Annotated in this window: 6 protein-coding genes and 1 pseudogene; 5 read left to right on the top strand and 2 right to left on the bottom strand. The window is 70.2% G+C overall.

The annotated features are described in order from the left end of the window. Positions 1 to 38: 38 nt before the first annotated feature. The 5 genes and pseudogenes from FUT87_RS06720 (at position 39) to FUT87_RS06700 (ending at position 6,061) form a co-directional block, all read left to right on the top strand. A complete protein-coding gene (locus FUT87_RS06720) occupies positions 39 to 971 on the top strand; it encodes a tripartite tricarboxylate transporter substrate binding protein (protein WP_255511703.1) in 933 nt (310 codons plus the stop codon). A 2-nt stretch (positions 972 to 973) separates the two neighbouring features. After that, the gene (locus tag FUT87_RS06715; protein ID WP_186830395.1) at positions 974 to 2,542 is read left to right on the top strand and encodes a UxaA family hydrolase; all 1,569 of its coding nucleotides are present in this window, start codon (positions 974 to 976) and stop codon (positions 2,540 to 2,542) included. Positions 2,543 to 2,634: 92 nt separating this feature from the next. Further along, positions 2,635 to 4,085 (top strand): annotated as a pseudogene (locus FUT87_RS06710) (NAD-dependent succinate-semialdehyde dehydrogenase). Between the two features lie 5 nt (positions 4,086 to 4,090). Further along, on the top strand, positions 4,091 to 4,891 hold the full coding sequence (gene hpaI / locus FUT87_RS06705) for a 4-hydroxy-2-oxoheptanedioate aldolase (RefSeq protein WP_091724916.1): 801 nt from the start codon (positions 4,091 to 4,093) through the stop codon (positions 4,889 to 4,891). 105 nt (positions 4,892 to 4,996) lie between these two features. Continuing rightward, the gene (locus tag FUT87_RS06700; protein WP_147240511.1) at positions 4,997 to 6,061 is read left to right on the top strand and encodes a tartrate dehydrogenase; all 1,065 of its coding nucleotides are present in this window, start codon (positions 4,997 to 4,999) and stop codon (positions 6,059 to 6,061) included. An 8-nt stretch (positions 6,062 to 6,069) separates the two neighbouring features. Here the strand turns inward: FUT87_RS06700 and corA are convergent, their stop codons facing one another. Next, positions 6,070 to 7,038 carry a magnesium/cobalt transporter CorA gene (gene corA / locus FUT87_RS06695; RefSeq protein ID WP_147240510.1) on the bottom strand — a complete coding sequence of 323 codons (969 nt, stop codon included), beginning with the start codon at positions 7,036 to 7,038 and terminating at the stop codon, positions 6,070 to 6,072. 115 nt (positions 7,039 to 7,153) lie between these two features. Further along, a partial coding sequence (locus FUT87_RS28505; protein WP_404935368.1) for a Fic family protein occupies positions 7,154 to 7,654 on the bottom strand: 501 nt, incomplete at its 5' end.

The following is a 7,654-nucleotide window of genomic DNA, read 5'->3' as shown; positions in this document are numbered from 1 at the left end:
ACGCGCCGCTGGTGGACGAGCGCGCCAGGTTCGGCGGCTTGGCGCTGCCGCGCGTCGCGCGCGCCGCCGCCTATCCCTCCGAACGCGCCATCACCTTCATCTGCCCCTGGCCCGCGGGCGGCACCGCCGACGTGACGATGCGCGCGCTGTGCCAGGCCGCGGCCAAGGTGCTGGGACAGACCGTCATCATCGAGAACCGGGCCGGCGCGTCCGGCATGCTCGGCACCAAAGTGCTGTCCACGGCCAAGCCCGATGGCTACACGATCGGCCAGGTGCCGATCTCGGTGACCCGCTTCGCGCAGCTGCGCACGGTGCAGCTGGATCCGCTCAAGGACCTGACCTACCTCGCCCGCGTCAACGGCCAGACCTTCGGCCTGGCGGTGCGAGCCGACTCGCCGTGGAAGACGCTGGCCGAGTTCGTCGCCGCCGCGAAGGCCAAGCCCGGCCTGATCAGCTACGGCAGCGCCGGCATCGGCGGCGCCACCCATGTCGGCATGGAGGAGTTCAACCTGCTCGCCGGCATCCAGCTCAACCACATCCCCTACAAGGGCGGTGCGCCGGCGCTGCAGGACCTGCTCGGCGGCCAGGTGGACGCGGTGGCGGACTCCAGCTCGTGGGCGCCGCACGTCAAGTCCGGCAAGCTGCGCCTGCTCGTGACCTGGGGCGAGACCCGCACCAAGGACTTCCCGGCCGTCCCGACGCTGAAGGAATCCGGCTACGACCTGGTCGTCGACGCGCCCAACGGCATCGGCGCGCCCAAGGGCATGGACCCGGCGATCGTCGCCCGGCTGCGCGACGCCTTCCGCAAAGCGACCGCGGACCCCGAGTTCATCGCCGTCTGCGACCGCATCGATGCGCCGGTGATGTACCTGGACCAGCCCGACTACGAGAAGTACATCCAGGCCACCTACCGCAAGGACACGCAGTTGATCGAGCGGCTGAAGCTGCGCGAGCTGCTGGCCAAGGGCTGAGCGTGAGCGACGCCTTCACCGCCCCCGCCGCCGGTGCGGCCGCGCTCGCGACGGCCTCGCCGCTGCTGCGCCTGCATGCCGACGACAACGTGCTGATCGCCCGGCAGGCGCTGACGCTGGGCCAGGTGCTGCCGGAATTCAGCCTGCGCCTGAAAGCGCAGGTGCCGGCCGGCCACAAGATCGCCGCGCGCCGCATCGCCGCGGGCGAGCCGATCCGCAAGTACAACGCGGTGATCGGCGTGGCCGCGCGCGACATCGAGGCTGGCGACTACGTCCACGCGCACAACATCGCGCTGGTCGAGTTCCACCGCGATCCCGCCTTCGGCGCGGACGTGAAGCCGGTCGACTACCTGCCCGAGGCGGAACGCGCGACCTTCCTGGGCATCGTGCGGGCGGACGGCCGCGTCGCGACGCGCAACTTCATTGGGATCCTCGCGTCGGTCAACTGCTCGTCAACGGCGATCAATCGCATCGCGGAGCACTTCACGCCGGAGCGGCTGAAGGACTATCCCAACGTCGACGGCGTCGTCGCCTTCGCGCAGACCACCGGCTGCGGCATGTCCTCGCCCAGCCCCCACTTCGACCTGCTGCGTCGCACGATCGCCGGCTACGTGCGCCACCCCAACCTCGGCGGCGCGCTGATCGTCGGCCTGGGCTGCGAGCGCAACCAGGTCGCCGGCCTGATGGAGTCGCAGCACCTGGTGGCCGGCGAGACGCTGCGCACGCTGGTGATGCAAGACACCGGCGGCACCCGCGCCACGATCGAGGCCGGCATCCGCGCCGTCGAGGCGATGCTGCCGATCGCCAATCGCGTTGAGCGCCAGCCGGTCAGCGCCGCGCATCTGAAGATCGGGCTGGAATGCGGCGGCTCGGACGGCTTCTCCGGCATCGGCGCGAATCCTGCGCTGGGCGCGGCCATGGACCTGCTGGTGCGCCACGGCGGCACCGCGATCCTGTCGGAGACGCCGGAGATCCACGGCGTCGAATACATGCTCACCCGCCGCGCGGTCAGCCCCGAGGTCGGCCAGAAGCTGCTGGACCGGCTGGCCTGGTGGGAGGACTACACCCGCGGCCACAACGGGCAGTTCAATGGCGTCGTCGGCCCCGGCAACCAGGCCGGCGGGCTGGCCAACATCTTCGAGAAGTCGCTGGGCTCCGCGATGAAGGGCGGCACCACGCCGCTGCGGCAGGTCTACGACTACGCGGAGCCGATCGACGAGCACGGCTTCGTGTTCATGGACTCGCCGGGCTACGACCCCGTCGCGGTCACCGGCCAGATCGCCAGCGGCGCCAACCTGATCTGCTTCACCACCGGCCGCGGCTCGATGTTCGGCTCCAAACCGGCGCCGACGATCAAACTGGCCAGCAACACGCCGATGTTCACGCGCCTCGAGGAGGACATGGACATCAACTGCGGCCAGGTCATCGACGGCACCTTGAGCATCGAGGAGATGGGCCGGCAGATCTTCGAGCACATCCTGCGCGCCGCCTCCGGCGAGCCGACCAAGAGCGAGCTGCTGGGCCTGGGCGACCACGAGTTCGTGCCCTGGCACCTGGGCATCGTCAGTTGATGGCCGGCCCGCCCGCTTCCCGCGCCATCGCGACCGCCGCCCACGCCGCGGCGCCGGCCGCGTCCTGACTTCGCTTCCCTCCAGGTCCCTTCATGCAGACGCAGAACCACATTGCCGGTCGCTGGTGCGACGCGGCCGCCGGCGACCGTTTCCCGGTCGTCGATCCCGCCGACGACGGCCGCATCGCCGAGGTGCCCGACAGCCGCGCCGAGGACGCGCGCGCCGCGGTCAATGCCGCGCACGCCGCCTTCGCCGGCTGGCGCGCGGTGCCGGCCAAGCAGCGCGCCGCCTTGCTCAAGCGCTGGAACGACCTCCTCCTGCGCGACCAGGAGCGCCTGGGCGCGCTGATCTCGCAGGAGCAAGGCAAGCCGCTGGCCGAAGGTCGCGCCGAGGTCGCCTACGCGGCCAGCTACGTCGAGTGGTTCGCCGAGGAAGCCACGCGCGCCAACGGCGAGGTCATTCCCGCGCCGGTGGCGGGCCGCCGGATGCTGGCGCTGCGCGAGCCGGTCGGCGTCGTCGCCGCGATCACGCCGTGGAATTTCCCGGCCGCGATGATCGCCCGCAAGATCGCGCCGGCGCTCGCTGCCGGCTGCACCGTCGTGGCCAAGCCGGCCGAGGACACGCCGCTGACCTCGCTGGCGCTGGTCGAGCTGGCCGCCGAAGCCGGCCTGCCGCCGGGCGTGCTCAACATCGTCTGCGCGTCGCGCGAGCGCACGCCGGAGGTCGTCGACGTCTGGCTCGCCGACGATCGCGTGCGCAAGATCACCTTCACCGGCTCGACGCCGGTGGGCAAGCACCTGGCGCGCGAATCGGCCGCCACGCTGAAGAAGCTCTCGCTGGAACTCGGCGGCAATGCGCCCTTCATCGTCTTCGACGATGCGGATGTCGACGCGGCCGTCGAGGGCCTGATGGCGGCCAAGTTCCGCAATGGTGGCCAGACCTGCGTGTGCCCCAACCGCGTCTTCGCGCAGGCGGCATTCATGATCGATTCGTCGAGCGGCTCGCGGCGCGGGTGAGCGCGCTGCGGGTCGGGCCGGCCAGCCGTGCCGACTCGCAGATCGGTCCGATGATCAACGCCCGCGCGGTCGAGAAGATCGAGCGTCACGTGCAGGACGCGCTGGCGCGCGGCGCGACCGCGGTCGCCGGCGGCCGCCGCCTGCGCGATGAGGTCGCCGCCGGCCCGAACTACTTCGCGCCCACCGTGCTCACCGGCGCGACGACCGACATGCTGCTGTGGCAGGAGGAGACCTTCGGGCCGGTGGTGCCGGTGTTCCGATTCGAGCGCGAGGACGAAGTCGTCGCCGCCGCCAACGACACGCCCTTCGGCCTGGCCGCCTACTTCTACACGCGCGACATCGCGCGCGCCTGGCGCGTCGCCGACGCGCTGGAGAGCGGCATCGTCGGCTTGAACGAAGGCGCGATCGCCGCCGAGGCGGCGCCCTTCGGCGGCGTCAAGGAATCCGGCTACGGGCGCGAGGGCTCCACGCACGGGCTCGACGACTACCTGCACATCAAGTACGTTTGCCAGGGAGGCCTGTCATGAGCGCCATGCATTTCGCCAATACCTTCAAGCAGGCCCTGGCCGCGCGCCGGCCGCAGATCGGCCTGTGGCTGTCAATGGCGCAGGCCTACAGCGCCGAGGTCTGCGCGACGGCCGGCTTCCAGTGGCTGCTGATCGACGGCGAGCACGCACCCAATGAGCTGACCAGCACGCTGCAGCAGCTGCAGGCGGTGGCGCCGTATCCGTCGCATCCGGTGGTGCGCGCGGTCAATGCGGACAAGGACGGCATCAAGAAGCTGCTGGACATCGGCGTGCAGACGCTGCTGGTGCCGATGATCGACACCGCCGAGCAGGCGGCCGCGGTGGTGGCCGCGACGCGTTATCCGCCGCACGGCGTGCGCGGCGTCGGCGCGGCGGTGGCGCGCGCGTCGCGCTGGGGCCTGCGTCGGCACTACCTCGACGAGGCCGACGGCGAGACCTGCGTGCTGGTGCAGGCGGAAACGGTCACCGCGCTGCGCAACCTCGCATCGATCTGCGCGGTGGACGGCGTCGACGGCGTGTTCATCGGGCCGGCGGACCTGGCCGCGTCGATGGGTCATCGCGGCAACCCGACGCATCCGGAGGTGCAGGCGGCCATCGATGCGGCGGTGCGCACCATCGTCGCCAGCGGCAAGGCGGCCGGCACGCTGACCGGTGACGCGGCGCTCGCGCGGCACTACCTGTCGCTGGGCGCGAGCTTCGTCGCGGTGGGCATCGACGTCACGCTGCTCGCACAGGCCACGCGGCGCCTTGCGGCAGACTTCGAGCTCTCGCCGCCGCAACCGGCGCCGACCGGCTCGCCGTACTGATCGCGACGGCGGATCGCCCGCGCTGATCGGTCGCCCCCTTCGGCGGCCGGACGCACACGGTCCGCCCTTCCGACTTCCGTTGATTTCAAGACCGAAAGCACGACCATGAGCAAGACGTACAGGATCGCCGTCATTCCCGGCGACGGCATCGGCAAGGAAGTGATGCCCGAGGGCCTGCGCGTGCTGGAAGCCGCCGCCCGGCGCTTCGGCATCCGCTTCGAGTTCACCCCCATCGAGTGGGCCAGCTGCGACTACTACCAGCAGACCGGGCAGATGATGCCGGACGACTGGAAGGCGCAGCTGCAAGGCCAGGACGCGATCTTCTTCGGCGCGGTGGGCTGGCCGGCGACCGTGCCGGACCATGTGTCGCTGTGGGGCTCGCTGCTGAAGTTCCGCCGCGAATTCGACCAGTACATCAACCTGCGGCCGGTGCGGCTCTTCGAGGGCGTGCCCTGCCCGCTGGCCAACCGCAAGCCGGGCGAGATCGATTACCTGGTCGTGCGCGAGAACACCGAGGGCGAGTACACCAACCTCGGCGGCGTGATGTACGCCGGCACGGACCGGGAGATCGTGATCCAGGAGTCGGTCTATTCGCGCTTCGGCGCGGACCGGGTGCTGAAGTACGCGTTCGAGCTGGCGCAGGCGCGTGCGCGCAAGCACCTGACGGTGGCGACCAAGAGCAATGGGATCGCGATCTCAATGCCGTGGTGGGACGGGCGCGCGGACGCGGTCGGTGCGGGTTATCCGTCGGTGACGGTGGACAAGCAGCACATCGACATCCTGTCGGCGCGTTTCGTGCTGCAGCCGGGGCGCTTCGACGTGGTGGTGGCATCCAACCTGTTCGGCGACATCCTGTCGGACCTCGGGCCCGCGACCACCGGCACGATCGGCCTGGCGCCGTCGGCCAACCTGAATCCGGAGCGGAACTTCCCCTCGCTGTTCGAGCCGGTGCATGGCTCGGCGCCCGACATCTACGGCAGGAACATCGCCAATCCGGTGGCGATGATCTGGTCGGGGGCGCTGATGCTGCAGTTCCTGGGCGAGCATCAGGCGCATGACGCGATCCTCGCGGCGATCGAGCGGACGCTGGCGTCGGGGCCGCGCACCCGCGATCTCGGCGGCGAGGCCAGCACGACCGAGATGGGACAGGCGATCGCGGCGCTCGTCTGACTGCTGGCCTACAGCCACCCCGCCTTGCGGAATCGCCAGAAGAGCACGCCGCAGGTCGCGGCGATGACGCCGAGCGCCGCCGGATAACCCCAGCGCCACTTGAGCTCCGGCATGACCTCGAAATTCATGCCCCAGATGCCGGCGAAGGCGGTTGCCGCGGCGAAGATGCCGGCCCAGGCCGCGAGGCGCTTGGTGACCTCGGACTCCTCGATCGTGGCCATCGACAGATGGACCTGGATCGCCGTCGTCGCGGTATCGCGCAGGGAGTCCAGCGCGGACTGCATGCGCTCGAGGTGGTCGTAGACGTCGCGGAAATACTCGCGCGTGTCCTCGCAGATCGGCGGCACCCGCCCGCGCACCAGCTTGCCCACCGCGTCCAGCAGCGGCGACACCGCATGCTTGACGGTGGTGATGCGCTGCTTGAGCTCATACACGCGGCGGATGTTCTCGCGGGTGACGCCCGGCTCGAAGATCTGCGCCTCGATCGCGTCGAGCTCCGCCTCCAGCGCCTCGATGACGGGGAAGTAGCGGTCCACCACCGCGTCCATGATCGCGTACATCACGAAGCCGGGACCGCGCTTGAGCATGTGCGGCTCCTTCTCCGCGCGGGCCCGCACGCCCAGCAGGCTCTGCGCGACGCGGTTGCGGATCGACAGCACGAAGTTGCTGCCGGCGAAGATGGACACCTCGCCGGTGCAGAGCTCGTCGGTCGGCGTGAACTGCACCGTCTGCATGACGGCGAACAGGGTGTCGCCGTACTCCTCGACCTTGGGCCGCTGCTGCCCGTGCAGCGCGTCCTCGACGGCAAGCTCGTGCAGGTCGAACTCCTCCTTCATCGCGAGGACCTCCTCGGTGGAGGCATCGCGCAACGCGACCCAGACGAAGCAGTCGGGCAGCTTCACGTAGTCGCTGATCTCTTCGGGCTGGATATCGGCCAGCCGGCGGCCGTCGCGGTAGGCGACACAGTTGATGAGCATGGGGCGTCTCTCTCGTTCTTGCTTGCGGCGAGCGTAGCCCGGATGGCATCAAGGCGGCATCAAGAGAAACCGAGGGGCGGCGCACGGGATCGCGAAAGCACGACAGCTTGAAAGCTCAAGGGGCTTCGCGGTTCAGCAGGTCGAGGTAGGCGGTGTAGACGTAGATCGGCTCGCCGGCCGTGCCGAAGACGGTGCGCAGCAGGCCGAGCCCGGTCAGCACCCGCGCGCCCCGGTCGATCGCGGCCGCGTCCTGGCCGTTGAAGGCGGTGATGTCGACCCGGCGTGCCACCGGTCGGCTGAACAGCGCGTGATGCAGCCGCAACGCGTCCTCGTCGGCCCGCGCCTCGCGGCGGATCCGCGCCCCGTCCACGGTGAAGAGCCGGGTGATCGCCAGGGTCATCTCCACCGCCTGCATCGCCGCCACCTGCACCGCGGTCGCGAAGAAGGACAGCCAGGACTCCCAGTCGCCATGCTCGCGCACCGCCTGGAGCAGGTCGTAATAGTCGTTCCTGCACGACTTGAAGTAGAGCGACAGGTAGAGCAGGGGCTCGCGCAGCACGCCTTCGCTCACCAGGATCAGCGGGATCAGCAGCCGGCCCAGCCGGCCGTTGCCGTC

This window comes from Mitsuaria sp. TWR114, from assembly GCF_007997345.1.
The sequence above is the reverse complement of the archived record's forward strand: the minus strand, read 5'-3'. Positions and strand labels throughout refer to the sequence as shown.